The organism is Nocardioides cremeus (genome assembly GCF_030518195.1).
In the GTDB taxonomy this organism is placed as follows: Bacteria; Actinomycetota; Actinomycetes; order Propionibacteriales; family Nocardioidaceae; genus Nocardioides; species Nocardioides cremeus.
This window is the reverse complement of record NZ_JAULSC010000007.1, coordinates 17,563-42,830: the sequence shown is the minus strand read 5'-3', so window position 1 is coordinate 42,830 and position 25,268 is coordinate 17,563. Positions and strand designations below refer to the sequence as shown.

At 72.3% G+C, this 25,268-nt stretch carries 21 protein-coding genes; 14 read left to right on the top strand and 7 right to left on the bottom strand.

Annotation, left to right across the window (positions count from 1 at the left end; all coding sequences use genetic code 11):
* The first annotated feature begins 9 nt into the window (after window positions 1-9).
* Window positions 10-1,647, top strand: coding sequence for an L-glutamate gamma-semialdehyde dehydrogenase (gene pruA, locus QWJ41_RS09200; RefSeq protein WP_302707526.1), 1,638 nt, complete (start codon window positions 10-12; stop codon window positions 1,645-1,647).
* A 95-nt stretch (window positions 1,648-1,742) separates the two neighbouring features.
* On the opposite strand, the gene QWJ41_RS09195 is transcribed toward pruA, so the two are convergent.
* On the bottom strand, window positions 1,743-1,895 hold the full coding sequence (locus QWJ41_RS09195; protein ID WP_302707524.1) for a hypothetical protein: 153 nt from the start codon (window positions 1,893-1,895) through the stop codon (window positions 1,743-1,745).
* A gap of 79 nt (window positions 1,896-1,974) precedes the next feature.
* A complete protein-coding gene (locus tag QWJ41_RS09190) occupies window positions 1,975-3,045 on the bottom strand; it encodes an alkene reductase (RefSeq protein ID WP_302707522.1) in 1,071 nt (356 codons plus the stop codon).
* Window positions 3,046-3,110: 65 nt separating this feature from the next.
* Between QWJ41_RS09190 and QWJ41_RS09185 the strand changes: the two genes are divergently transcribed.
* Window positions 3,111-3,317, top strand: a complete 207-nt coding sequence (locus QWJ41_RS09185; protein ID WP_302707520.1) for a hypothetical protein — start codon at window positions 3,111-3,113, stop codon at window positions 3,315-3,317.
* Here QWJ41_RS09185 and QWJ41_RS09180 read toward each other — a convergent pair.
* The gene (locus tag QWJ41_RS09180; protein WP_302707519.1) at window positions 3,302-3,784 is read right to left on the bottom strand and encodes a DUF2505 domain-containing protein; all 483 of its coding nucleotides are present in this window, start codon (window positions 3,782-3,784) and stop codon (window positions 3,302-3,304) included. The genes QWJ41_RS09185 and QWJ41_RS09180 overlap by 16 nt on opposite strands.
* On the bottom strand, window positions 3,784-4,278 hold the full coding sequence (locus QWJ41_RS09175; RefSeq protein ID WP_302707517.1) for a DUF2505 domain-containing protein: 495 nt from the start codon (window positions 4,276-4,278) through the stop codon (window positions 3,784-3,786). Before QWJ41_RS09175 ends, QWJ41_RS09180 begins: the two co-directional genes overlap by 1 nt.
* 43 nt (window positions 4,279-4,321) lie before the next feature.
* Here QWJ41_RS09175 and QWJ41_RS09170 point away from each other — a divergent pair, with 43 nt between their 5' ends.
* The 7 genes from QWJ41_RS09170 to QWJ41_RS09140 all read left to right on the top strand — a co-directional run bounded on the left by QWJ41_RS09170 (window position 4,322) and on the right by QWJ41_RS09140 (window position 16,758).
* On the top strand, window positions 4,322-5,131 hold the full coding sequence (locus QWJ41_RS09170; RefSeq protein WP_302707515.1) for a tryptophan 2,3-dioxygenase family protein: 810 nt from the start codon (window positions 4,322-4,324) through the stop codon (window positions 5,129-5,131).
* 64 nt (window positions 5,132-5,195) lie between these two features.
* The gene (locus tag QWJ41_RS09165; protein WP_302707513.1) at window positions 5,196-10,097 is read left to right on the top strand and encodes an NAD-glutamate dehydrogenase; all 4,902 of its coding nucleotides are present in this window, start codon (window positions 5,196-5,198) and stop codon (window positions 10,095-10,097) included.
* A 95-nt stretch (window positions 10,098-10,192) separates the two neighbouring features.
* Window positions 10,193-11,998, top strand: coding sequence for an ABC transporter ATP-binding protein (locus QWJ41_RS09160; protein WP_302707511.1), 1,806 nt, complete (start codon window positions 10,193-10,195; stop codon window positions 11,996-11,998).
* Window positions 11,995-13,827, top strand: coding sequence for an ABC transporter ATP-binding protein (locus QWJ41_RS09155; protein WP_302707510.1), 1,833 nt, complete (start codon window positions 11,995-11,997; stop codon window positions 13,825-13,827). Before QWJ41_RS09160 ends, QWJ41_RS09155 begins: the two co-directional genes overlap by 4 nt.
* Window positions 13,828-13,865: 38 nt before the next feature.
* Complete coding sequence (locus tag QWJ41_RS09150; protein ID WP_302707509.1) at window positions 13,866-14,765, top strand: ABC transporter ATP-binding protein; 900 nt, start codon at window positions 13,866-13,868, stop codon at window positions 14,763-14,765.
* Window positions 14,762-15,835, top strand: coding sequence for an ABC transporter permease (locus QWJ41_RS09145; protein WP_302707507.1), 1,074 nt, complete (start codon window positions 14,762-14,764; stop codon window positions 15,833-15,835). Before QWJ41_RS09150 ends, QWJ41_RS09145 begins: the two co-directional genes overlap by 4 nt.
* Entirely contained in the window at window positions 15,832-16,758 is a 927-nt protein-coding gene (locus QWJ41_RS09140) for an SDR family NAD(P)-dependent oxidoreductase (protein WP_302707505.1), read from the top strand. The genes QWJ41_RS09145 and QWJ41_RS09140 overlap by 4 nt, the downstream gene beginning before the upstream one ends.
* Window positions 16,759-16,866: 108 nt before the next feature.
* Here the strand turns inward: QWJ41_RS09140 and QWJ41_RS09135 are convergent, their stop codons facing one another.
* The 3 genes from QWJ41_RS09135 to ku all read right to left on the bottom strand — a co-directional run bounded on the left by QWJ41_RS09135 (window position 16,867) and on the right by ku (window position 19,422).
* Window positions 16,867-17,892, bottom strand: a complete 1,026-nt coding sequence (locus tag QWJ41_RS09135; RefSeq protein ID WP_302707504.1) for an IS3 family transposase — start codon at window positions 17,890-17,892, stop codon at window positions 16,867-16,869.
* 23 nt (window positions 17,893-17,915) lie between these two features.
* Complete coding sequence (locus tag QWJ41_RS09130) at window positions 17,916-18,350, bottom strand: hypothetical protein (RefSeq protein ID WP_302707502.1); 435 nt, start codon at window positions 18,348-18,350, stop codon at window positions 17,916-17,918.
* A 79-nt stretch (window positions 18,351-18,429) separates the two neighbouring features.
* A complete protein-coding gene (gene ku / locus QWJ41_RS09125; protein WP_302707501.1) occupies window positions 18,430-19,422 on the bottom strand; it encodes a non-homologous end joining protein Ku in 993 nt (330 codons plus the stop codon).
* A gap of 120 nt (window positions 19,423-19,542) precedes the next feature.
* Between ku and ligD (QWJ41_RS09120) the strand changes: the two genes are divergently transcribed.
* The 5 genes from ligD (QWJ41_RS09120) (at window position 19,543) to QWJ41_RS09100 (ending at window position 25,234) form a co-directional block, all read left to right on the top strand.
* A complete protein-coding gene (ligD, locus tag QWJ41_RS09120; RefSeq protein ID WP_302707499.1) occupies window positions 19,543-20,487 on the top strand; it encodes a non-homologous end-joining DNA ligase in 945 nt (314 codons plus the stop codon).
* Window positions 20,487-21,395 carry a non-homologous end-joining DNA ligase gene (gene ligD, locus QWJ41_RS09115; protein WP_302707497.1) on the top strand — a complete coding sequence of 303 codons (909 nt, stop codon included), beginning with the start codon at window positions 20,487-20,489 and terminating at the stop codon, window positions 21,393-21,395. Before ligD (QWJ41_RS09120) ends, ligD (QWJ41_RS09115) begins: the two co-directional genes overlap by 1 nt.
* An 82-nt stretch (window positions 21,396-21,477) precedes the next feature.
* Complete coding sequence (locus QWJ41_RS09110; protein WP_302707495.1) at window positions 21,478-22,227, top strand: response regulator transcription factor; 750 nt, start codon at window positions 21,478-21,480, stop codon at window positions 22,225-22,227.
* Window positions 22,228-22,300: 73 nt separating this feature from the next.
* Window positions 22,301-23,092, top strand: a complete 792-nt coding sequence (locus QWJ41_RS09105) for an HAD-IIA family hydrolase (RefSeq protein ID WP_302707770.1) — start codon at window positions 22,301-22,303, stop codon at window positions 23,090-23,092.
* Between the two features lie 9 nt (window positions 23,093-23,101).
* The gene (locus tag QWJ41_RS09100) at window positions 23,102-25,234 is read left to right on the top strand and encodes an ATP-binding protein (protein WP_302707493.1); all 2,133 of its coding nucleotides are present in this window, start codon (window positions 23,102-23,104) and stop codon (window positions 25,232-25,234) included.
* Window positions 25,235-25,268: the final 34 nt, after the last annotated feature.

The following is a 25,268-nucleotide window of genomic DNA, read 5'->3' as shown; positions in this document are numbered from 1 at the left end:
GGTCGTGTCATGGACGCGATCTCCTTCCCGCCGGCTCCGGTCAACGAGCCCAACCTCCACTACGCCCCCGGCTCTGCGGAGCGGGAGGCGCTGCTCGAACAGATCGCGGTGCTCGAGAAGGAGCCCCGCGAGCTCCCCGCCTACATCGGTGGCCAGTGGCGCCACGGTGGCGGCGCCCCGATCGAGGTCGTGCAGCCGCACGACCACCAGCACGTGCTCGGCACCGCCCACAACTCCACCCGCGCCGATGCCCAGGACGCGATCGACGCGGCCCTGGCGGCGGCCCCCGCCTGGCGCGACCTGCCCTTCGACGACCGGTGCGCGATCATCCTCAAGGCCGCCGACCTGCTGGCCGGCCCCTGGCGCCAGCGGCTCAACGCCGCGACCGTGCTGGGCCAGTCGAAGACCGCCTTCCAGGCCGAGATCGACTCGGCCTGCGAGCTCATCGACTTCTGGCGCTTCAACGTGCACTACGCCAAGCAGATCCTCACCGACCAGCCGATCGCCAACAGCCCGGGTGTCTGGAACCGCACCGACCACCGCCCGCTCGAGGGCTTCGTCTACGCGATCACGCCCTTCAACTTCACCGCGATCGCGGGCAACCTGCCCACCGCCCCGGCGCTGATGGGCAACGTGGTGCTCTGGAAGCCCAGCCCCACCCAGCAGCTGGCTGCCTCGCTGATCATGGAGCTGCTCGAGGAGGCCGGGCTGCCGCCGGGCGTCATCAACATGCTGCCCGGTGACGGCCTCGAGGTCTCCGAGGTGGCGCTGGCCCACCGCGACCTGGCCGGCATCCACTTCACCGGCTCGACGCCCACCTTCCAGCACCTGTGGCGCACCGTCGGCGAGAACATCACCGAGTACCGCTCCTACCCGCGCATCGTCGGCGAGACCGGCGGCAAGGACTTCATCGTCGCCCACCCCTCCGCCGACCCGGTGGTGCTGCGCACCGCGATGGTCCGCGGCGCGTTCGAGTTCCAGGGCCAGAAGTGCTCGGCCGCCTCGCGCGCCTACGTGCCGGCCTCGGTGTGGTCGCAGATCAAGGACGACCTCGTGGCCGAGGTCGAGGCGATCAAGGTGGGCGACCCCACCGACCTGGCCAACTTCATGGGCGCGGTCATCGACGACCGTGCCTTCGCCAAGCACGTCGCCGCCATCGAGCGGGCGCAGTCGACCCCGGGCCTCGAGGTGGTCGCGGGTGGCCAGACCGACGACTCGGTGGGCTGGTTCGTGCGCCCCACCGTCGTGGTCTCCGAGAAGCCCGACGACGAGATGTTCGCGACCGAGTACTTCGGCCCGATCCTGGCCGTGCACGTCTACGACGACTCCCAGGACGGCGCCTTCGAGTCGGTCGTGGCCCAGATGGAGTCGTTCGCGCCGTACGCGCTGACCGGCGCGATCATCAGCCAGGACCGCGGCGCGGTCGCCTGGGCGCGCCACGCGCTGCGCTTCGCGGCCGGCAACTTCTACATCAACGACAAGCCGACCGGCGCCGTGGTGGGCCAGCAGCCCTTCGGCGGCGGGCGCGCCTCGGGCACCAACGACAAGGCCGGCGCGGCGGTCAACCTGCTGCGCTGGACCAGCCCGCGCTCCATCAAGGAGACGTTCGTGCCGCCGAAGGACTACCGCTACCCCTACATGGGCTGAGCCTCCAGGGGTCGCGGCTCGACCCCGGCAACGACGAACGCCCCGCCCGGGACTCCCGGGCGGGGCGTTCTGCGTCGTGCGGAGTCAGCTGCCGATCAGCCGGGCAGGCACTGGCTGCCGGCCTGGCCCTGGCCGTTGATCGAGATGTCGTAGTCGATGCAGATGCTCGCGGCCGAGGCCGGAGCAGCAGCAGCGAACAGCGAGACCCCGAACGAGAGGGCGAGGACGGCGACGAGGCGCTTGGCCATGTCGGTACCACCTTTCCGAGACGTGGCCGGACCCGAGCGACCCGGCCTTGCCCCGGTGAACGACCGGGTCAGCGCGAGGTCACGCCCCGAGCGCGGGGTAGTCGGTGTAGCCCTCGGCGCCGCCGCCGTAGAAGGTCGCGGAGTCGGGCTCGTTGAGCCCGGCGCCCTCGGCCCAGCGACGCGGCAGGTCGGGGTTGGCGATGAAGAGGCGACCGACCGCGACCGCGTCGGCCAGGTCCTCGTCGAGGATCGCCTGGGCCGACTCCAGGGTGGTGACCTCGCCGAAGCCGTCGTTGGCGATGACGACGCCGCCGAAGGCGGCCCGCAGGTCCTGGACCAGCGCGAGCCGTGGGTCGGCCAGGACACTGAGGTAGGCCAGTCCCAGCGGGGCGAGCTGCTCGACCAGGTGCGTGTACGTCGCGCGGACGTCGTCGGCGTCCTCCTCGGTGGCGCCCTGGATGTTGTGCGCCGGGCTGATCCGGATGCCGACCCGCTCGGGGCCGATGGCCTCGGCCACGGCCCGGGTCACCTCGACGGCGAAGCGGGCCCGGGCCTGCGGGGAGCCGCCGTACTCGTCGTTGCGGGTGTTGGAGCCGGGCGCGAGGAACTGGTGGATCAGGTAGCCGTTGGCGGCGTGCACCTCGACGCCGTCGAGACCGGCCTCGACCGCGTTGCGCGCGGCCTGCACGATGCCCTCGACGACGCCGGGGATCTCGGCGGTCTCAAGGGCCCGCGGGGTCGGGTGCGGCTGCGGGCCGGTCGGGGTGAACATCTCACCGGGCGCGGCCAGCGCCGAGGGCGCCACGATCTCCTCGCCGCCGGTGTTGTCGGGGTGGGCGATCCGCCCGGCGTGCATCAGCTGGGCCACGATCCGGCCCCCGCGCTCGTGGACGGCGTCGGCGACCCGGCGCCAGCCGGCCAGCTGCTCGGGGGAGTGGAAGCCGGGGGTGCTGGGGTAGCCCTGCCCCTCGGCCACGGGCTGGCTGCCCTCGGTGATGACCAGCCCTGCGGAGGCGCGCTGGGCGTAGTACTCGACGTGCAGGTCGCCGGGCAGGGTGCCGACGGCCCGGTTGCGGGTCAGCGGGGCCATCACCAGGCGCGAGGGCATGGTGAGGGCGCCGGCGGTCAGGGGCTCGAAGAGGGAGGGCATGTCAGTCCCAACAGGGCCCGGCCCCCGGGGCATTCCGTCCCCAGGGGTGAGGGACACTTGTGGTGATGACGATCGTCGACCTCGTGCTGGCCCAGCTCGCCCTGCTGCACCTCGGCGCGCTGCACCCGGTGGAGCGCGCGCTCACGCTCGTGCTGGCCTTCGGCCCGTTCGTGGTGCTGGGCGTGGTGGTCTGGTGGCGCTCGCGCCACGCCGACCCCGACCAGCCCGATCAGCCCGGCGAGCCCGAGGTGCCGGCTCAGCGCGACAGGTAGTCGCGCCCCACCTTGTTCTCGACCAGCAGCGCCTTGCGCAGCATGTCGGCGACCAGGCCCTCGACCTTGCCGCCCACCAGCGGGATCGACACCTTCACCGTCAGGTCGACGGTCTCGGTGGTGACCCCGCCACTCTCGGCCAGGGTGGCGGTGCCCCTCATGTCGCCGGGCTTGCCGGGGATGGTCACGGTGATGTCGCCCGCCTCCGGGGACGCCCAGTGCTCCTCCTGCACGATCGTGATCTCGTCGCCGATCAGCTTCTTGGCGAAGGAGGGGATGCCGGCGGCGTCCTGCACCTGCTCGATGCGCACCTCCACGCCCGCCCCGGTCGTCTCGATGCGCACGTCGTGGCGCAGCACCTTCTGGCGCTCGCAGACCTCCTCGCGGAAGGCGGGGTCGGCCAGCATCGCCGCGACGGCGGCGAGAGAGGCGTCGTACGTCAGGTCCTGGCGCAGCTGCTTCGACATCAGCGCGCCCCCGCCAGCCAGGCGGTGCCGACGCCCTGCTCGACCTCGAGGCCCTTCTTGATGTTCTCGGCCATCAGCGCCTCCAGCTTGCCGCCCACCAGCGGCACCTTGACCTTCACGTCGAGCTCGACCACCTCGCGGGTGCCGGCGGCGCCGGGGCCGACCGCCTCGAGCACCACCGTGCCGGTGGCCGAGGTCGGCTTGCCGGGCGAGGTCACCGACACCGTGCCGCCCGAGCGGCTCGACCAGTCCTCCTCGACGACGGCCTGGGTGGTGTCACCCGTGATCTTGCGGGCGATCGAGGGCAGCCCGGCGGTGTCCTGCACCTGGTCGACGAGCAGGTGGAAGCCACCCGAGTCGCGGGGCGTCAACGTGACGTCGGCGGAGACCACCTGCTGGGCCCGGCAGACCTCCTCGCGGAAGGCGGGGTCGCTGAGCATGGCGTAGACGTCGGCGGGGGAGGCGTCGTAGGTGAGCTCGTGGGTGAACTTCATGGCCGACATCATGCCGGGGCCGGGGCGTGATTGGGTGCGGGGCATGAGTGAGACGTTCGTGTCCTTCGGCGAGCAGGGCGCCCAGCTGACCTACGGGTCCTACCTGCGCCTGCCCCAGCTGCTCGACAGCCAGCACCTCGAGTCCGACCCGCCGGCCCACGACGAGCTGCTCTTCATCACCATCCACCAGGTCTACGAGCTGTGGTTCAAGCAGCTGCTGCACGAGGTGGGCGCCGCTCGCGACGCCCTGCTGGCGCCCGCGGGCGCGGGGCGCGAGCGGCTGTGGTGGGCCCAGCACCTGCTCACCCGGGTGCACGTCATCGAGCGGACCCTGGTCCAGCAGGTCGACGTCCTCGAGACGATGACCCCGCAGGACTTCCTGGAGTTCCGCCAGCGCCTGGCCCCGGCGAGCGGCTTCCAGTCGGTGCAGTACCGCGAGCTGGAGTTCCTGTCCGGGGCCAAGGACCCGGGCTACCTCGAGCGCTTCCGCGGGCTCAGCGACGACGAGCAGCAGCGGCTGCGCCGTCGCCTCGAGGAGCCGACGCTGTGGGACGCCTTCCTGGCCGCCCTCGCCGGCGCCGGCCTCGCGGTCGACGACGACGAGCAGGTCGCCCGCTCGCTGCACACCGTGGCCCACGACCGCGACTCCCACGCCGCGCTGTGGGCGCTGGCCGAGGCGCTCCTGCAGCACGACGAGCTGGCCGCCTCCTGGCGGGCGCGGCACGTGGTGATGGTGGAGCGGATGATCGGGGCCAAGTCGGGCACCGGCGGGTCGAGCGGGTCGACGTACCTGCGCTCGCGGCTGCCGCTGCAGTACTACCCGCTGCTCTGGGAGCTGCGCTCGCAGCTGTGAGAGCGTCTGGCGGCGTGCCGCCCCCCGTGTTGTCCGCGTCACGTCGTGGTCCTAGGGTCGGATCGTGTCAACGACGACGCACGATCTCGACAAGTCCGAGCTGATCTCCAGGGCCGTGGAGCTGGCCCGCGCGGGCCGCGGCAGCGGTGGCCCGCCGCACGAGGAGGTCGGCGACCTGCTCGCCGCCTACTACCGCCACGTGGCCCCCGAGGACATCGTCGAGCGCAGCGAGAGCGACGTGTACGGCGCCCTGGCCAGCCACTACCGCCTGGCCCAGCAGCGGCCCCAGGGCCGGGCCAACGTGCGGGTCTTCACCCCCAGCCTGGCCGAGCACGGCTGGTCGGCCGGCGGGCACAGCGTCGTCGAGGTCGTCACCGACGACATGCCCTTCCTGGTCGACTCGCTGACCATGGAGCTCTCGCGCCAGCTGCGCGCGGTGCACCTGGTCGTGCACCCCCACTTCGACGTCGAGCGCGACATCACCGGCGAGCTCGAGCGCGCGCGGGTCGTCGACGACGGCGCCATGGAGCCGCAGGACTCCTCGGTGCGCGAGTCGTGGATGCACGTCGAGGTCGACCGGCTCGCCGACGACGACGACGTCGACCAGATCGTCGACGACGTGCAGCGGGTGCTGCGCGACGTGCGCGAGGCCGTCGAGGACTGGCCGCGCACCCGCCAGCGGATGCTCGACATCGTCGAGGGGTTGCGCAGCGACCCGCCGGTCGAGCTGACCGCCGAGGAGGTCCGCCAGGGCGCGGAGCTGCTGGAGTGGCTGGTCGACGACCACTTCACCTTCCTGGGCTACCGGGAGTACCGGCTCGGGACCGCCGAGATCGAGGGCGTCGAGGAGGACGTGCTGCGCGCGGTGCCGGGCACCGGCCTGGGCATCCTGCGCGCCGACCAGGCGCACAGCTCCTCCTTCGCGCGGCTGCCCGACCCGGTCAAGGCCAAGGCCCGCGAGAAGTCCCTGCTGGTGCTGGCCAAGGCCAACTCCCGCGCCACCGTGCACCGCCCGGCCTACCTCGACTACGTCGGCGTCAAGACGTTCGACGAGCGCGGCGAGGTCGTCGGCGAGCAGCGCTTCCTGGGCCTGTTCTCCTCCACGGCGTACGCCGAGTCGCTGACCCGCATCCCGCTGCTGCGCGAGAAGGCCCGCGAGGTGCTGCGCCGCAGCGGCTTCGACCCGCGCTCCTACGCCGGCCGGGCCCTGATGGACACCCTCGAGACCTACCCGCGCGACGAGCTCTTCCACACCGACGTCGCCCAGCTCGCCACGATGGCCGAGCAGGCCATGCTGGCGCGCGAGCGTCGCGCGGTGCGCGCGATCATCCGCCCCGACACCTACGGCCGCTACGTCTCGGTGCTGGTCTACCTGCCCCGCGACCGCTACAACACCGCGGTGCGCGAGCGGTTCAGCGAGATCCTCCTCGAGCGCCTCGGCGGGGAGTCGATCGAGTTCACCGTGCGCATCAACGAGTCGACCACCGCCCGGGTGCACTTCGTGGTGCACCTGCCGCGCGGCGAGACCGACCCGACCGTCACCGGCCAGCTGCGCGCGCTCGACACCACCGACCTCGAGCGCCGCCTGGCCGACGCGTCGCGCTCGTGGCGCGACGACTTCCTGGCCGCGGTGCTCTCCGAGTACGGCGAGCAGGGGGGTGCGGTGCTCGGCCGGCGCTACGCCGACTCCTTCCCCGAGGCCTACAAGGAGGACTACTCGGCGCGGACCGCCGCCGTCGACCTGGGCCGCCTCGAGGCGATCGAGGGCGAGGAGGGCCTCGACCTGTCCCTGCACGAGCACCTCGACGCCGGTCGCGGCGAGGTGCGGCTGAAGGTCTACCGCGTCGGCACCCCGCTCTCGCTCTCCGAGGTGCTGCCGATGCTCTCGAGCCTGGGCGTGGAGGTCGTCGACGAGCGGCCCTACGAGATCGAGCACCCCGACCGCTACTGCTACATCTACGAGTTCGGGCTGCGCTACGGCCGCTCCCTGCCCGAGCGCTCGCGCGACCTGTTCGTGCAGTCCCTGCGCGCGATCTGGGACGGGCGCACCGACACCGACGGGTTCAACGTGCTGGTGCTGGCCGCCGAGCTGAGCTGGCGGCAGGTGGCGGTGCTGCGCGCCTACGCCAAGTACATGCGCCAGGGCGGCTCGCCCTTCCAGCTCGACACGATCGAGGAGGCGCTGAGCAGCAACGTCGACATCACCCGGCTGCTGGTGCGGCTCTTCGAGACCCGCTTCGACCCGGCCTGCGAGGACCGGGAGGCCCAGGAGGAGACGCTGCGCGAGCAGCTGGCCGGCGCCCTCGACGAGGTCGCCAGCCTCGACCACGACCGGATCCTGCGCTCCTACCTGACCCACGTCGGCGCCACGCTGCGCACCAACTACTTCCAGCGCGACGAGCAGGGCGACCCGAAGAGCTACCTCAGCCTCAAGCTGGAGCCGTCGGCCATCCCCGACCTGCCCCGCCCGCGCCCGGAGTACGAGGTCTTCGTGCACTCCCCGCGCGTCGAGGGCGTGCACCTGCGCTTCGGGTCGGTGGCCCGCGGCGGGCTGCGCTGGTCGGACCGCCGAGACGACTTCCGCACCGAGGTGCTGGGCCTGGTCAAGGCGCAGATGGTCAAGAACACCGTGATCGTGCCGGTCGGCGCGAAGGGCGGCTTCTTCGCCAAGCAGCTGCCCGACCCCTCGAACCGCGAGGCCTGGATGGCCGAGGGCATCGCCTCCTACCGCACCTTCATCAGCGGCCTGCTCGACATCACCGACAACCTCGTCGACGGGCGCACCGCGCCCCCGGTCGACGTGGTGCGCCACGACGGCGACGACTCCTACCTGGTGGTCGCCGCCGACAAGGGCACCGCGACCTTCTCCGACATCGCCAACGAGCTGTCCAAGGACTACGGCTTCTGGCTGGGCGACGCCTTCGCCAGCGGCGGCTCGGTGGGCTACGACCACAAGGCGATGGGCATCACCGCGCGCGGCGCCTGGGTCTCGGTGCAGCGGCACTTCCGCGAGCGCGGCATCGACTGCCAGACCGAGGACTTCACCTGCGTCGGCATCGGCGACATGTCCGGCGACGTGTTCGGCAACGGGATGCTGTGCTCCGAGCACATCCGGCTCGTGGCCGCCTTCGACCACCGCGACATCTTCCTCGACCCCACGCCCGACGCCGCGACGTCGTACGCCGAGCGCAAGCGGCTCTTCGACCAGCCCCGCACCACCTGGGCCGACTACGACACCTCGCTGATCTCCGAGGGCGGGGGCGTGCACTCGCGCTCGAAGAAGTCGATCCCGATCACCCCGCAGGTGCGCGAAGCGCTCGGCATCAAGGACGACGTGACCTCGATGGCCCCAGCCGAGCTGATGCGCGCCATCCTGACCGCGCCGGTCGACCTGCTGTGGAACGGCGGCATCGGCACCTACGTCAAGAGCCGCGACGAGACGCACGCCGACGCCGGCGACAAGGCCAACGACCCGATCCGGGTCGACGGGCGCGACGTGCGCGCGCGCTGCATCGGCGAGGGCGGCAACCTGGGCCTGACCCAGGCCGGCCGCATCGAGTACGCCCGCTTCGGCGGCGACCCCGAGACCGGTGGGGGCCGCGTCAACACCGACTTCATCGACAACTCCGCCGGCGTCGACACCTCCGACCACGAGGTCAACATCAAGATCCTGCTCGACCGGGTGGTCGCCGAGGGCGACCTGACCGGCAAGCAGCGCAACGAGCTGCTGGCGCAGATGACCGACGAGGTCGCCGAGCTGGTGCTGCGCGACAACTACGAGCAGAACCTGGCGCTGGCCAACGCGCTCTCGCACGCGCCGTCGCTGCTGCACGTGCACGAGGACTTCATGAAGCGCCTCGAGCGCGAGGGGGTCCTCAACCGCGCGGTCGAGGGGCTGCCCAGCAGCCGCGAGGTACGCCGGCGCGCCGACCGGGGCGAGGGGCTGACGGCTCCCGAGCTCTCGGTGCTGCTGGCCTGGACCAAGATCGTGCTGGCCCAGGAGCTGCTCGCCTCCGACGTGCCCGACGACCCGTACCTCGACCAGGACCTGCTGGTCTACTTCCCCTCGGCGATGCGCGAGCGGTTCACCGAGCAGATCCGCAACCACCCGCTGCGCCGCGAGATCATCGTGACCCAGGTGGTCAACGACCTGGTCAACGGTGCCGGCATGACGTTCTGGCCGCGCCTGGGCGGGGAGACCGGGGTCGGGCCCGCCGAGCTGACCCACGCCAACTTCGTGGCCCGGGAGATCTTCGGCTCGCTGCCGCTGCGCGAGGAGCTGCACTCCTACGACAACCGGCTCGACGCCGCGGTGCAGACCCGGATGCGCCTGGAGATGCGCACCCTGGTCGAGCGGGCGACCCGGTGGCTGGTGGCCAACCGGCGCGCCCCGCTCGACAGCAGCGGCACGGTCGAGCAGCTGACCGGGCCGGTGCAGGAGGTCGTCGCCCGGCTGCCCGAGCTGATGACCGGGCGCGAGCTGACCGCCTTCGAGCAGCGCCGCGACCGGCTGGTGGAGCGCGGGGTCCCCGAGGACCTGGCCGCGCGCGTGGCGGTGCTCCCGCCGGCGTACATGGTGCTGGGCATCGTCGACGCCGCCAACCGCGAGGGCCTGGACCCCGCCGAGGTCGCCCGGGTGCACTTCGCGCTCGGCGAGCGGCTGGGGCTGCCCGCGCTGGTGCTGCGGATCCTGGCGCTGCCGCGCGAGGACCGCTGGCAGACGATGGCGCGCGCAGCACTGCGCGACGACCTGCACTCGGTGCACCTGCAGCTGACGCTGCGCGTCATCGAGGCCAGCGACGAGGGGGAGTCGGCCCCGGCGCGCATCGCGACCTGGGAGGAGGCCGACGCCACCGCCGTGGGCCGTGCCGCGACCACCCTGGGCGAGATCTGCTCCGACGACGACGCCGACCTGGCGCGGCTCTCGGTCGGGCTGCGGATCGTGCGCGGGCTGCTGACGAGCTAGGCGGCGGTCGAGCCCTGTTGTGGTCCGTCCCGCGGCCCCGGGGGTGAGGAAACGGAGGTGAGGGGTGTCGGCGGCGAGGCCTAGGATCGTCGCCGATGTCAACCACTCTCGGACCTCCCAGCAGCGCCGATCAGCTCGGTCCCGACCCGGACCGGCCGCCAGCCGCCGGCGTGCACTCGCTGTGGCGCCTGCGCGGCTACCTGCGCCCCTACGTCGGCTCGCTGGCGATCATGCTGGTGGCCTCCCTGGGTGGCGTCGCCCTGGCGATCGGCATCCCGCTGGTGACCCGGGCGATCATCGACGGGCCGGTGACCGACCGCGACCTGGGGGCGCTGCTGCCGCTGGCCGGCCTGGCGCTGCTGCTCGGCGTGCTCGAGGCGGTGCTGGTGTTCTGGCGCCGGTGGGTGCAGTCCAACGCCGTGCTCGGGCTCGAGACGACGATGCGGCGCGACCTCTACGCCCACCTGCAGCGCCTGCCGATGGCCTTCCACGCCCGCTGGGGCTCGGGCCAGCTGCTCTCGCGGGCGACCACCGACCTGGCGGCGATCCGCCGGTTCTCGGGCTTCGGCCTGCTCTTCCTGCTCATCAACGTCGTCCAGCTCGTGGCCACCACCGCGGTGCTGCTGCACATGTACTGGCCGCTGGGCCTGGTCGTGGCCGCCGCCGCCGTGCCGATCGTGTGGCTCTCGATGCGCTTCGAGAAGCGCTACGTCGTCATCTCGCGCCAGGTCCAGGACGAGCAGGGCGACCTGGCGACGCTGGCCGAGGAGGGCGCCGTCGGCATCCGGGTGATCAAGTCCTTCGGGCGCAGCACCCACGTCGGCGAGCTCTACGACGTCGCCGCCCGGCGCCTGCACGCCACCAGCGTCGACAAGGCGCGGCTCTCGGCGAAGTTCTGGACCTTCCTCGAGGTCATCCCCAACGTCGCCGTCGTGGTCGTGCTGCTGCTCGGCGCGATCGGGGTCGGGCGCGGGCAGCTCTCCATCGGTGAGCTGGTCGCCTTCATCACCCTGATGCTCAGCCTGGTCTGGCCGGTCTCCTCGCTGGGGGTGATCCTGGCGATGGCCCAGGAGGCGATGACCGCGTCGGCACGGATCCTCGAGATCTACGACACCAAGCCCGCGATCCGCAGCGGCGAGCGCGAGATCGCCGAACCCCGCGGCCACCTGCGCCTCGAGGGCGTGCACTTCGCCTTCCCCGACGCCCCCGACGAGCCGGTGCTGCGCGGCGTCGACCTCGACGTGCGACCGGGCGAGACGATCGCCCTGGTCGGCGCCACCGGCTCGGGCAAGACGATCCTGACCGCGCTGGTGCCCCGGCTGTGGGACGTCACGGCCGGTCGGGTGCTCCTCGACGGAGTCGACGTGCGCGAGCTGCGCATCGAGCACCTGCGCAGCCTGGTCGCGACCGCCTTCGAGGACCCCACCCTGTTCTCGATGAGCGCCCGCGAGAACCTCACCCTGGGCCGCCCCGACGCCAGCGAGGTCGACATCGAGGAGGCGCTCGAGATCAGCCAGGCCGGCTTCGTCCACGACCTGCCCTGGGGCCTCGACACCCGCATCGGCGAGCAGGGCATGGCGCTCTCGGGCGGCCAGCGGCAGCGCCTGGCGCTGGCCCGCGCGGTCCTGGCCCGCCCCCACGTGCTGGTGCTCGACGACACCCTGTCGGCCCTCGACGTGCACACCGAGGCGCTGGTCGAGGAGGCGCTGGGCCGGGTGCTGGCCTCCACCACCGCGATCGTCGTGGCCCACCGGGCCTCCACGGTGCAGCTCGCCGACCGCGTCGCGCTGCTCGAGGACGGCAAGATCACCCACGTGGGCGGGCACCGCGAGCTGCTGGCCACCGTGCCGGCGTACCGCGACCTGCTCGCGGGCGACGAGAACGCGGAGGTGCCCGCATGAGCGAGCAGACGTCGCGCTCGTGGCGCGGGGAGGCGCAGGTCGACGCCGACGAGGCCGCCGAGCGGCTGACCGCCGGCTCGCTGGGCGGCGGCGCGGGGCGCCTGCTGCGCGAGCTGTTGACGCCCTACCGCCGCGCCCTGCAGGTCCTGGTGCTCATCGTGCTCGTCGAGAACGCCGCGCGCCTGGCGATCCCTTACCTGGTCAAGGTCGGCATCGACTCGGGCATCCCGCCCATCCGCGAGCGCGACGACCTGTCCACCCTGCTCATGGTGGTCGGCGCGGTGCTGCTGGCCACGCTGACCCAGGCGGTGGCGCGCAACCGCTTCCTGGTGCGCCAGGGGGTGGTCGGCCAGGACGTGCTGCTGGCGCTGCGCCGCCGCGTCTTCGGCCACTTCCAGGCCCTCAGCCCGGCCTTCCACGACGGCTACACCTCGGGGCGGGTGATCTCGCGCCAGACCAGCGACGTCGACGCCATCCACGAGATGCTCGAGACCGGCTTCGACGGGCTGGTCACCGCGGCGCTCACGCTCGTGGGCACCGCCGGCATCCTGCTCTTCCTCGACGTGCGCCTGGGGCTGGTGGCGCTGCTGTGCGGGCCGTTCCTGGCGCTGCTGACCAACTGGTTCCGCAAGGCCTCGGCCAGCAGCTACCGGGTCACCCGCGAGAAGGTCGCGCTGGTCATCGTGCACTTCGTGGAGTCGATGGGCGGCGTGCGCGCGGTGCAGGCCTTCCGTCGCGAGGAGCGCAACCAGGCCATCTTCGACGACGTCAACGACCAGTACCGCCGCGCCAACCTGGTCGCCTTCCGCCTGGTCGCCTGGTTCATGCCCGGCATCCGGCTGATCGGCAACATCACCATCGCGGTCGTGCTGCTCTACGGCGGCTACCTGGCCTACCGCGGCGAGGTCACCGTCGGGGTGCTGGCCGCCTTCCTGCTCTACCTGCGCCAGTTCTTCGAGCCGATGATGGAGATCAGCCAGTTCTACAACACCTTCCAGTCCGCCTCGGCGGCGCTGGAGAAGCTCGCCGGCGTGCTGGAGCAGGAGCCCGACGTGCCCGAGCCGGCCGAGCCCCGCCCGCTCGAGCAGGCGGCGGGGGAGCTGCGCTTCGACGCGGTGCGCTTCGAGTACGTCGAGGGCCGCCCGGTGCTGCCCGGCCTCGACCTGGTCGTGCCCGCGGGCCAGACCGTCGCGCTGGTCGGCACCACCGGGGCCGGCAAGACCACCCTGGCCAAGCTGGCCACCCGCTTCTACGACCCGAGCGCCGGGCGGGTGCTGCTCGACGGGGTCGACGTGCGCGACCTGGCCAGCGACACCCTGCGCGACCACGTGGTGATGGTGACCCAGGAGAACTACCTGTTCTCGGGCACCATCGCCGACAACATCCGCTTCGGGCGGCCCGAGGCGACGATGGAGGAGGTCGTGGCCGCCACCACCGCGCTCGGCGCCCACGAGTTCATCGCCGCCATGCCGCACGGCTACGAGACCGACGTGGCCAACCAGGGCGGACGGCTCTCGGCCGGCCAGCGACAGCTGGTGGCCTTCGCCCGCGCGTTCCTGGCCGACCCCGCGGTGCTGATCCTCGACGAGGCGACCTCCTCGCTCGACGTGCCCTCCGAGCGGCTGGTCCAGCAGGCGCTGCACACGGTGCTGGCCGGGCGCACCGCGGTGATCATCGCGCACCGGCTCTCCACGGTGCAGATCGCCGACCGGGTGCTGGTGATGGAGCACGGACAGGTCGTCGAGGACGGCAGCCCGCAGGAGCTCGTCGCCGCCGGCGAGGGCCGGTTCTCGGCGCTGCACGAGGCCTGGCAGGCCTCGCTGGCCTAGTCGGCCGCGTCCCTCGGCGGCGTACTAGGGTCCGGGGCATGGGAGCGATCGAGACGGTCGACCTGACGATGACCTACGGCCCGCTGACGGCCGTGGACGGCGTCTCGATGCAGGTCGCCGAGGGGGAGTTCGTCGGCGTCCTGGGCCCCAACGGGGCCGGGAAGACCACGCTGCTGGAGATGGTCGAGGGGCTGCGGCGTCCCACGTCGGGCAGCGCCACCGTGCTGGGTGAGCCGGTGTGGCCGCGCAACGCGGCGCTCCTGCCGCGCATCGGCGTGCAGCTGCAGGCGTCGTCGTTCTTCGAGCGGCTCACCGCGCGCGAGCAGATCCACACCTTCGCCGCGCTCTACTCCCGCCCCGCGCGCGAGGCCGACGACTGGCTCGAGCGGGTGGGCCTCGCCGAGAAGGCCGGCACCCGGGTCGAGGACCTGTCCGGTGGCCAGGCCCAGCGGCTCTCGATCGCCTGCGCGCTGGTGCACGACCCCGAGGTGCTCTTCCTCGACGAGCCGACCGCGTCGCTGGACCCGCAGGCGCGGCGCAACCTCTGGGACCTGCTGTCGGGGCTCAACGAGTCGGGTCGCACCGTGGTGCTCACCACCCACCACATGGACGAGGCCGAGACCCTGTGCGACCGGGTGGCGATCATGGACCACGGCCGGATCCTCGAGATGGACAGCCCGGCCGCGCTGGTCCGGGGCCTCGACGCGCCGACGCGGATCACCGTCGCCCCCGGGCTGGTCGACCGGGCCGCCGGCCGCTCCATCGACGGGGTCGAGGACGCGGAGGTGGGCGTCGAGGGCACCGTGCTGGTCACCCGCGAGCCCGCCCGGGTGGTCAGCCGGCTCGCCGAGCTCGACCTGCTCGACGGGGTGCAGCTGCACACCGGCACCCTCGAGGACGTCTTCCTGACCCTCACCGGACGGGAGTACCGCGCATGAGGCAGTTCTGGGCGCTCTCCCTGGCCATCGTGCGCGGCTTCGCGCGCGACAAGGCGTCGGTGTTCTTCTCGCTCGTCTTCCCCCTGATGTTCCTGGTGCTCTTCGGCGGCATCTTCTCCGACCAGACCCGCTCCGAGCTCGACATGGTGCAGGTCGGCGACGTGCCGGTCCTCCAGGAGCTGCCCGAGGGCGCTCAGGAGGCCTTCGACGACACCTTCACCGTCACCCGCAACGACGACCTCGACACGGCCCTCGAGCAGGTGCGCAGCGGCGACGCCGACGTGGCGGTCGAGATGCGCGACGACACGCTGGTCGCCCACATCACGCTCACCGACCAGGTCGCCGCGGCGGTCACCCAGGGCTCGTTGCGGGCCTTCGTCGACGGCACCAACGTCGCGCTGCTCGCGCAGGACGCCGGCCGCGCGCCGCCGTACGCGCTCGCCGTCGAGCAGGTCGAGGACGAGTCGCTGAGCGCCATCCAGTTCGTCACCCCCGGCCTGCTCAGCTGGGCGGTGGCGATGAGCGCGGCGTTCGGCGCCGCCGCGACGCTGCAGGGCTGGCGGCAGTCGAAGCTGCTGCGCCGGCTGCAGCTGGCCCCGGTCGCGACCCGCACCGTCGTGGGCGCCCGGGTCAGCGTGACCCTGGTGATCGCGCTGGTGCAGATGGCGATCTTCCTCGGCCTCGGCACCGCCCTCTTCGGGCTCTCCCTGACCGGGTCGTGGTGGATGGCGGTGCCGCTGCTGGTCACCGGCACCCTGAGCTTCATGGCGCTGGGCCTGCTGGCCGGCGCGGTCACCCGCAGCACCGAGGGCGCGGTCAACGCCGCCAACTTCGTGGTGCTGCCGATGGCCTTCCTCAGCGGCTCGTTCTTCCCGCTCGACGGCGCGCCCCAGTGGTTGCAGAACGTGTCGCAGGCGCTGCCGCTGCGCCACCTCAACGAGGGGATGCTCGACGTGATGGTGCGCGGCGAGGGCCCGTCGGCCGCGCTCGCACCGATCGGCGTGCTGGCCCTCTTCGCCGTGGTCGTCACCCTCGTGGCGGCCCGTCTCTTCCGATGGGAACGCGCATGAACCTGCTGAGCACCCCGCTGGCCCGCCTCGACCGTCTCGCGCGGCCCCTGACCGGGCGGCCCAGCCCGCTGCACGGCGCGCACGTCGTGATCACCGGCGCCTCCTCCGGCATCGGCGAGGCCACGGCGTACGCCGCTGCTGCCGCCGGCGCCCACGTGCTGCTCGTGGCGCGCCGCGCCGACGAGCTCGAGCACGTGGCCGCCCGGGTGCGCGAGCAGGGTGGGCGCGCCACGACCTACCCCTGCGACCTCACCGACGGCCCGGCCGTCGACGCCCTGGCCGCTCGGCTGCTCGACGAGCACGGGCACGTCGACCAGCTGGTCAACAACGCCGGGCGCTCGATCCGCCGCTCGCTGGCGCTGAGCGGCGGTCGCTTCCACGACGTGGAGCGCACGATGGCGATCAACTTCCTGGCCCCGGTGCGGCTGACGATGGGACTGCTGCCCTCGATGCGCGAGCGCGGCTCGGGACACGTGGTCAACATCGTGACGTGGGGCGTGCAGCTCAAGGCGCCGAAGTTCTCGGCCTACATCGCCTCCAAGACCGCCCTCGACGCCTGGAGCCGGGTCGCGGGCCGGGAGACCTGGGCCGACGGGGTCACCTTCACCTCGATGCGCTTCGGCCTGGTCGAGACGGCGATGACCGCGCCCACCGAGGCCTACGCCGGGCGGGGCGCGAGCCCCGAGCAGGCCGCCGCACGCGTCGTACGCGCGATGGAGGAGCGACCGGTGCTGGTCAGCACGCTGGCCGGCAACGTCGGCGAGGTGCTCAACCTGGTCGCGCCCCGGCTCACCGACGTGCTCTTCGCCCGCGCCGACCGGGCCTTCGCCGACTCCGCCGCCGCCCGCACCGCCGACCCCGCCCCCGCCGCCGCCGCAGCCCCGAAGATCCATCGGGTACCCGACGAACCTGTCGCCACCTGACCGAAGGTCCAGCCAGGCGCCAGGAGTTTCATCGGGCGCCCGATAGAGCTCCCGCCGGGCCGATAAAACTTCATCGGCCACCCAGGAGATCCATCGGCCCGGAACCTGTCAACCTGTTTGGAGTCGCTCGTCGGTGGTGGGGTGGTTGATGGCCACTTGGGCCATGGGGGTGCGGGTCCGGGGTCGGGTGCTGAAGCGCTCGGGATGCGCCTGATAGATCGCGGTCATGGTGGCCACGCGCTGGTGGTGGACCTGGACCCAGGTGCCGTGGTGGACGTCGTGGGGTGTGTGGCCCTCGAGTCCGACGTGGTGGTGACGGTGGTTGTAGTCCTCGACGAAGTCGCGGGTCCAGGTGCGGGCGTGGTCGAGGTCGGTGAAGTGGGCCGGGTAGTGCGGGGTGTACTTCGCGGTCTTGAACAGCGCCTCGGAGTAGGGGTTGTCGTTCGACACCCGGGGCCGGTTCCGCGAGGTGGTGATGCCCAGGTCGGCGAAGAGGTCGCCCAGGGTGCGTGAGGTCATTGCGGCACCGCCGTCGGAGTGCACGATGCGGGGCAGCACGCCGCGGACCTGGAAGGCCTGTTCGAACATCTCGGCGGCCATCTGGTCGTCCTCGCGGGTCTCGACCCGCCAGCCGGTGACCATGCGGGAGAAGACGTCGAGTGCCAGGTACAGCTGGTAGCTCACGCCCCGGTAGGGGCCCTTGAGGTGGGTGATGTCCCAGGACCATGCCTGGTCGGGGCCGGTGACCAGCAGGCTGGGCATCGCGGATGCGCGGTGCTTGCGGGTGCGTCGTACCGGACGGTGGGCCTGGGTGATGGTGCGAGCGATGCGGTACCAGGTGGCCAACGAGGCGACCGGGTCGCCGGCATCGAGTGCGTCGTAGTAGGCCTGGTAGACCGACTTCTTCGCGGCGAAAGCTGCCTGGAGCTTGGTGGTGACCTGCTCGCGCTCCTCGGCGCTGAGCCACGAGGCCGAGCGGCGCTTCGCGTGCGGCATCGGGTCAACAACTGCCACGCGCGGCCGGGTGCGGTAGTGCCACGTCGAGCGTGACACCCCGGCCAGCTCGAGCGCGGCGCGTTGAGAGAACCCCGCACCGATCAACGCCGTGACCAGCGCCGCGCTCACCTCTAGCACCGCCACGACCCCAGCGCCTGGGGCTACTCCTGGGTGGGGGGCCGGGCGGCGGGAGGATCGGACTCGGAGCTCTTGCTGTCGCCGCTTGGATGCAAGATCTCGATAGCTTTTCCCAGCGCATCGACCGCCCGCCGCTGACGAGCCAACTCCTCGTCGCGTTCGGCGACCTCTTGCTCGTGGGCCACATCGCGTGCGGCTAACTGCTCGCGCAGCGCGGCGTTCTCCTCCAGCAGCCGTTTCAGCAAACGGGCCTCATCCACGCTCACCAGACCTCCCGACCTCGGCACCAATCCATGCTCCAGGGTGTCGGCGAGGACCTGCATGCGCCAGCGCCTGAACCTGTCGACCTTGAGCCCGTGGGCCTCGAGGAAGGCCGCCTTACCGCCGTGCGGGACCTGCAGATACTCATAGACCAGCGCACGCTGCTCCTCGGTGCTGTAAACGCCTTCGATGGGCAAGTCGATCAACTCCTAGACGGAGACGACTGACTCACAAGCAGAGTGACAGGTAGGGCCGGCCGATGAAACTCCCGCGGGCTCAGCTGGCCTTCTTGGCCGCCGACTTCTTCGCGGTCGACTTCTTGGCCGCGGTCTTCTTGGCGGGAGCCTTCTTCGAGGCCGACTTCTTGGCGGTGCTCTTCTTCGCCGTGCTCTTCTTGGCGGGGGCCTTCTTCGCGGCGCCCTTGCCGGACCTCGACTCCTTCTCGTCCCCTGCGTCGTCGGAGCCAGCATCGGAGTCGGCGTCGTCGTCGCTCTCGCGACGACCCGACTTGGCGGCGTCGACCGAGCGCTGCAGGGCCGCGAGCAGGTCGACGACCTCGCCGGAGGACTTGGTCGAGGTGGGGGTGCGCTTCATCTCGCCGCCCTCGATCTTGGCCTTGACCATCATCTCGACGGCCGCGGCGTAGTCGTCCTCGAACTCGGAGGCGTCGAAGTCGCCGGCGAGGGTGTCGACGAGCATCGTGGCCATCTTGACCTCGGCGTCCTTGACCTCGCCGGTCTCGACCGAGAAGTCGGGGGTGCGGATCTCGTCGGGCCACATCATCGTCTGCAGCACGATCACGTCGTCGCGCACCCGCAGCACCGCGATCGTCGTGCGCTGGCGCAGCGCGACGGTGACCACGGCCATACGGTCGGCGTCGATCAGCGCCTGGCGCAGCAGCGCGTAGGGCTTGGCGCCGGACTTCTCCGGCTCGAGGTAGTAGCTCTTCTCGAAGAGCATCGGGTCGATCTGGTCGGAGGGCACGAACTTCTCGACCGCGATCTCGCGCGACGACGTCGACGGCAGCTCGGCCATGTCGTCGTCGTCGAGGATGACCATCTCGCCGTCCTCGGTCTCGTAGCCCTTGGCGATGTCGGCGTAGGGGACCTCCTCGCCGTCGATCGAGCAGACCCGCTGGTAGCGGATGCGGCCGCCGTCCTTGGCGTGCACCTGACGGAAGGACACGTCGTGCGACTCGGTCGCCGAGTAGAGCTTGACCGGCACGCTGACCAGCCCGAAGGACACCGCACCCTTCCAGATCGCGCGCATCACAATCCTCCTCGTCGACGTGCGCCCGCCCGGGCGCCCCACCAGTGTGACGGGTGGGACGCCCGGTCGTCATCGCCCGGGTGGGCGCCGTCACCGCCCGGCTCGGGCAGGATGGGGCCCGTGCCACCGCTGCGCCCGATGCTCGCCACCAAGGCGAGCAGCCTGCCCACCGGCCCCGAGTGGGCGCACGAGGTCAAGTGGGACGGCGTGCGCATCCTCGCCGACCTGTCCGCCGCGCACGGCGGCACCGCCCGGCTGTGGAGCCGCAACGCCAACGAGGTCGGCGTCGCGTGGCCCGACGTGGTCGACAGCCCCGTCGGTGCGCGCGACCTGCTCGTCGACGGCGAGGTGATCGTGCTCAACGAGGCGGGCGTGCCCGACTTCCGGGTGCTCCAGGAGCGCCTGCACGTACGCCGCGCGCGCACCGCCGAGCGGCTGGCCGGGTCGCTGCCGGCGACGTTCATGGTCTTCGACCTGCTGCGCCTCGACGGCACCGACCTCACCGACCTGCCGCTGCACGAGCGGCGCGCCCGGCTCGCCGACCTCGACCTCGGCCGCTGGCAGGTGCCGGCGGCGTACGACGACGGGGCGATGCTGCACGCCGCGACCCTCGAGCAGGGCCTCGAGGGCGTCGTCAGCAAGCGGCTCGACTCGCGCTACACCTTCGAGCGGCGCAGCCCGCACTGGCTCAAGCTGGCCCACCGGCACCGCCGCTCCTACGTGGTCGGCGGCTGGCGCCCGCAGGAGGGCAGCAGCGACCGGCTGGCGGCGCTGCTGGTGGGGGAGCCCACCCCCGACGGGCTCGCCTACCGCGGGCGGGTCGGCAGCGGCATCGGCGGGCGGGTCTCGCGCCAGCTCACCGACCTGGTCGCCGGCCTGGGCCGCGCCGACAGCCCGTTCGCCGACGAGGTGCCCGGCGTCGACGCCCGCGGCACGCACTGGCTCGAGCCGGTGCTGGTCGTCGACGTCGACACCCACGGCACCGGCCACGCCCGGCTGCGCCAGCCGTCGTACCGCGGCCTGCGCGACGACCTGTCGCCCGACGACCTGCGGGACCAGTCCTGATGGCCGGCGAGGAGGTGCTGGTCGACGTCGAGGGCCGCACCCTGCGCATCAGCAACCTCGACAAGGTGATGTACCCGGCCACCGGCACCACCAAGGGCGAGGTGCTGCAGTACTACGCCCGCATCGCCCCGACCCTGCTGCCGCACCTGGCCGACCGGGCGGTGACCCGCATCCGGTGGCCGCACGGCACCGGGGGCAGCAGCTTCTTCGAGAAGAACGCGCCGAGCGGCACGCCGTCGTGGGTGCGCACCGTCTCGGTGCCCACCACCGGCAGCCGCGGGGAGTCGCGGCACGGCGACCGCCTGGTCTTCCCGGTCGTCGACGACCTGGCGACCCTGACCTGGCTGGCCAACCTCGCGGCGCTCGAGCTGCACGTGCACCAGTGGCGGGTGGGGCGCAACGGCCGGCCCCGCAACGCCGACCGGATCGTCATCGACCTCGACCCCGGCGACCCGGCCGGCCTGCACGAGTGCTGCCAGGTGGCGCTGCTGGTGCGCGAGCGGCTCGCCGAGCGCGGGCTGGTGGCCCGTCCGGTGACCAGCGGGAGCAAGGGGCTGCACCTCTACGCCACGCTGCCGCGACGCCTGCCACCGGCGGAGTCGACCGAGCTGGCCAAGCAGGTCGCCGAGGAGCTGTCCGCGGCCCACCCGCGCGCCGTCACCGCCACGATGACCAAGGCCCGCCGGGGCGGCAAGGTCTTCCTCGACTGGTCGCAGAACGCCGGCTCGAAGACCACCATCACGCCCTACTCGCTGCGCGGACGCGAGCGGCCGTACGTCGCCGCCCCGGTGTCGTGGGCCGAGGTCGAGGCCGGTGCGGAGGACCCCCTGGGGCTGGAGCAGATGCGCTTCGAGGAGGTCGTGGAGCGGGTGGAGGAGCGCGGCGACCTGTTCGCCGACCCGTCCTGAGCCGGGCGGGCCATCGTCGCCAGGGCGGACAACCGGGGCGTTGGGCCCGCGGTGACCTGCCGGTGCGCCTATGCTGCCAGGCATGGGTCAGCGCGTGTTGGTGGTCGAGGACGAGGAAGACATCGCCTTCCCGCTCGTGCGCACCCTCGAGCGCGAGGGGTACGAGGTCGCGTGGGTCGACAGCGGGCAGCGCGCCCTCGACGACCTGGCCGGCATCCCCGCCGACGTCGTGATCCTCGACCTGGGCCTGCCCGACATGGACGGGCTCGAGGTCTGCCGCCGGGCCCGCGAGGCGGGCTTCGAGGGCGCCATCATGATCGTCACCGCCCGCGCCGGCGAGCTCGACCGCGTGGTCGGGCTCGACTACGGCGCCGACGACTACCTCGCCAAGCCGTTCGGGCTGGCCGAGCTGCAGGCCCGGGTGCGAGCCCTGCTGCGGCGCACCTTGAGCGGCTTCACCGCCGCCGCCGCGGTCGACCAGCGCGGCCTGCGCATCGACGTGGCGGCCCGCCGGGTCTACTACGACGAGCGCGAGGTGCCGCTGAGCGGCAAGGAGTTCGAGGTGCTCAACATCCTGGCCTCCCAGCGCGACAAGGTGGTCGCCCGCAGCCGGCTGATGGCCGACGTGTGGGACGAGAACTGGTACGGCTCCACCAAGACCCTCGACGTCACGATCGGCCGGCTGCGCCAGAAGCTCGAGGGCGTCGGCGTCACCGACAAGATCGTGGCCGTGCGCGGCGTCGGCTTCCGGCTCGAGGGAGCCACCACGCAGCCGACCACGCGCCCCACCTCGACCGCCTCCTCGAGCAGCTCCTCCGCGACCGACGGCTGACCCGGTGGCCCGCGACGAGACCCAGCGCGACGGGGGCGCCCCGCGCCGCGAGGTGCTGACCTGGCTGACCGACATGGACGGCGTGCTGGTGCACGAGGAGGTGCCGATCCCCGGCGCCCAGGAGTTCATCGAGGCGCTGCAGCGCTCCGGGCTCGGCTTCATGGTGCTGACCAACAACTCCATCTTCACCCCGCGCGACCTGCGCGCGCGGCTGCTCGGCAGCGGCATCGACGTGCCCGAGTCGGCGATCTGGACCTCGGCCCTGGCGACGGCCCAGTTCCTGCACGACCAGCGCCCCGGTGGGTCGGCGTACGTCGTCGGCGAGACGGGGCTGACCACCGCCATGCACGACGCGGGCTACGTGATGACCGACCGCGACCCCGACTACGTGGTGCTCGGCGAGACCCGCACCTACTCCTTCGAGGCGATCACCCGCGCCATCCGGCTGATCGACGGCGGGGCGCGCTTCATCGCCACCAACCCCGACCCCAGCGGGCCCAGCCAGGACGGCAAGCTGCCGGCGACCGGCGCCGTCGCCTCGCTGATCACCACCGCAACCGGACGGGCGCCCTACTACGTCGGCAAGCCCAACTCGCTGATGATGCGCAGCGCGCTGAACCGCATCGACGCCCACTCCGAGACCACCGTGATGGTGGGCGACCGGATGGACACCGACATCATCGCCGGCCTCGAGGCCGGGTTGCGCACCGTGCTGGTCACCAGCGGGTCGACGCCGCCCGAGCAGGTCGGCACCTTCCCCTACCGGCCCACCGAGGTGTACGAGTCGGTGGCCGACCTCGTCGACCTCGTCGAGGAGTGGGCGCAGGCCGCCCCGCGGGAGACCCACGACCCGGACGGGCAGTAGTCTCCCCGCATGCCGTCCGGCCCCCCTGCCGCGAGGCGCCAGCGCCGCTTCCTCGTCGTCGCCGCCGTGGTCGCGGCCGCGCTGTTCTCGCTCTTCTGGGCCCTGCTCGCCTCGTCACTGCCCGCCACCACGCGGGCCGACGTCAGCGCGCTGGGCCTGCTCGTGGCCGGTGCGCTGGCCACGGCCAGCGCCTTCAACCGGGCGCGGTGGTCGACCGGCGGCCGGGCGCGTGCGTGGCGGCTGCTGTCGCTGGCCGGGCTGACGGCCATCGCCGGCAACGTCGCCTCCGCGCTGCTGCGCGCCCCGGGGAGCGAGGGGACCGCGCCGGTCGGTGACGTCGCGATCGCCGTGGCGCTGCTGTTCTCGATCGCCAGCCTGGCCACCTTCACCCAGGTCACCCGCAGCCGGGTCGACCTGGCGGTGATGGCCCTCGACGGGCTGATCCTGGGCGCCGCGGTGCTGATGATCGCGGCCAGCCTCGTCTACGAACAGCTGCTCGCCTCGGGAAACAACGTCTCGCTGCTGGCCGGGGCGGTGATCCCGATCCTCGACGTCGTGCTGGCCACCGTCGCGCTCATCCTGCTGCGCCGCACCCGCGGCCCCGACCGGGTCGCCCTGGGTCTGGTCGCGGCCGGCTTCATCGTCTACACGATGACCGACCTGGGGTACGCCGTGCGGGTGGCCGCCGGCACCTTCGAGTTCGGCTCGCCGCTCGACCTGGGCTGGATCGGGGGCTACCTCCTGCTCGCCCTGGCCGCCTGGTGGCCGACCCGGGCCAGCGACGTGACCCGCGAGGACGGCGTCGCGGGCGCGGAGGACTGGGACACCGCGGTGGTCTTCGGCGTGCTCCTGGTGGCCACGATGGTCGAGGTGATGGGCGACGGCGCCGGCGGCCTGCTGAGCATCGAGGCCCTCCTGTGGGTCCTGCTGATCGGGGGAGCGGGGGTCCGGCAGGCGCTGATCGCGCGCGACAACCGCGACCTGCGGCACAACCTCGAGGACCAGGTGCGCGAACGCACCGCCGACCTGCGCCAGATGGGCCGCGAGACCGAGGTGCTGCTCTCCTCGGTCGCCGACGGCATCTACGGCGTCGACCTCGACGGCCGGGTCACCTTCGTCAACCCCTCCGGCGCCCAGATGCTGGGCTACGCCGTCGACGACCTCACCGGGCTGCTGGCCCACGACGTCTTCCACGCCCCCGACGAGCACGGGCGGCCCTTCCCGGCGCAGGACTGCTACATCGCCGACGCGGTGCTCCTGCGCCGGGTCAGCAACGGCGAGGAGGACCGCTACGTCCGCGCCGACGGCGAGCTCTTCCCCGTCGAGATCACCGCGAGCCCGTTGGTCGACGACGACAGCGGCGAGGTCCGGGGCGGCGTGGTCGTCTTCCGCGACATCACCTCCCGCCAGGAGGTCGAGCGGGTCAAGAACGAGTTCCTCTCCGTGGTCAGCCACGAGCTGCGCACCCCGCTGACCTCGATCCGGGGCTCGCTGGGCCTGCTGTCCGGCGGCGTCATGGGTGCCCTGCCCGAGCAGGCGGCCGCGATGGTCGACCGGGCGCTGATGAGCTCGGAGCGGCTGACCCGGATGATCAACGACATCCTCGACCTCGAGCGGATCGAGTCGGGCACGCTGGCCCTGGAGGTCCAGCCCCATGACGTCGCCGACCTGCTGGCCATCGCCGACCGCGAGATGGAGGGCCTGGCCGCGAGCCGCGACGTGCGGCTGGTGCGCCACGTCGACTGCCCGGCGCAGGTCCTGGCCGACCACGACCGGATCGTGCAGTCGCTGACCAACCTGGTCGGCAACGCGATCAAGTTCTCCCCGCCCGGCTCGGTCGTCGAGCTCGACGCCCGGCTGGTCGGCGGCGACGTCGAGATCCAGGTGCGCGACCAGGGACGCGGCATCCCCGCCGACCGGCTCGACACGATCTTCGAGCGCTTCGTGCAGGTCGACTCCTCCGACATGCGCCGCGAGGGCGGCTCCGGCCTGGGGCTGGCGATCTGCCGGGGCATCGTGGAGCGGCACGGCGGGCGCGTGTGGCTGGAGAGCGAGGTCGGCGTGGGCACCACCGCCTACCTGTGCCTGCGGGCCGCGCCCGAGCCGGTCGCCGTCGGGGGACCCACCGCGGCGTCCGGCTGAGCGCCAGGGAACAATCCCCGTCGTCCACCCGGCC

Excerpts from the sequence above, each read along its gene's own strand:
- pruA (WP_302707526.1), top strand. The coding sequence starts at position 10 with ATGGACGCGATCTCCTTCCCGCCGGCTCCGGTCAACGAGCCCAACCTC.
- QWJ41_RS09195 (WP_302707524.1), bottom strand. The coding sequence starts at position 1,895 with ATGGCCAAGCGCCTCGTCGCCGTCCTCGCCCTCTCGTTCGGGGTCTCG.
- QWJ41_RS09190 (WP_302707522.1), bottom strand. The coding sequence starts at position 3,045 with ATGCCCTCCCTCTTCGAGCCCCTGACCGCCGGCGCCCTCACCATGCCC.
- QWJ41_RS09185 (WP_302707520.1), top strand. The coding sequence starts at position 3,111 with ATGACGATCGTCGACCTCGTGCTGGCCCAGCTCGCCCTGCTGCACCTC.
- QWJ41_RS09180 (WP_302707519.1), bottom strand. The coding sequence starts at position 3,784 with ATGTCGAAGCAGCTGCGCCAGGACCTGACGTACGACGCCTCTCTCGCC.
- QWJ41_RS09175 (WP_302707517.1), bottom strand. The coding sequence starts at position 4,278 with ATGAAGTTCACCCACGAGCTCACCTACGACGCCTCCCCCGCCGACGTC.
- QWJ41_RS09170 (WP_302707515.1), top strand. The coding sequence starts at position 4,322 with ATGAGTGAGACGTTCGTGTCCTTCGGCGAGCAGGGCGCCCAGCTGACC.
- QWJ41_RS09160 (WP_302707511.1), top strand. The coding sequence starts at position 10,193 with ATGTCAACCACTCTCGGACCTCCCAGCAGCGCCGATCAGCTCGGTCCC.
- QWJ41_RS09155 (WP_302707510.1), top strand. The coding sequence starts at position 11,995 with ATGAGCGAGCAGACGTCGCGCTCGTGGCGCGGGGAGGCGCAGGTCGAC.
- QWJ41_RS09150 (WP_302707509.1), top strand. The coding sequence starts at position 13,866 with ATGGGAGCGATCGAGACGGTCGACCTGACGATGACCTACGGCCCGCTG.
- QWJ41_RS09145 (WP_302707507.1), top strand. The coding sequence starts at position 14,762 with ATGAGGCAGTTCTGGGCGCTCTCCCTGGCCATCGTGCGCGGCTTCGCG.
- QWJ41_RS09140 (WP_302707505.1), top strand. The coding sequence starts at position 15,832 with ATGAACCTGCTGAGCACCCCGCTGGCCCGCCTCGACCGTCTCGCGCGG.
- ku (WP_302707501.1), bottom strand. The coding sequence starts at position 19,422 with ATGCGCGCGATCTGGAAGGGTGCGGTGTCCTTCGGGCTGGTCAGCGTG.
- ligD (WP_302707497.1), top strand. The coding sequence starts at position 20,487 with ATGGCCGGCGAGGAGGTGCTGGTCGACGTCGAGGGCCGCACCCTGCGC.
- QWJ41_RS09110 (WP_302707495.1), top strand. The coding sequence starts at position 21,478 with ATGGGTCAGCGCGTGTTGGTGGTCGAGGACGAGGAAGACATCGCCTTC.
- QWJ41_RS09105 (WP_302707770.1), top strand. The coding sequence starts at position 22,301 with ATGGACGGCGTGCTGGTGCACGAGGAGGTGCCGATCCCCGGCGCCCAG.
- QWJ41_RS09100 (WP_302707493.1), top strand. The coding sequence starts at position 23,102 with ATGCCGTCCGGCCCCCCTGCCGCGAGGCGCCAGCGCCGCTTCCTCGTC.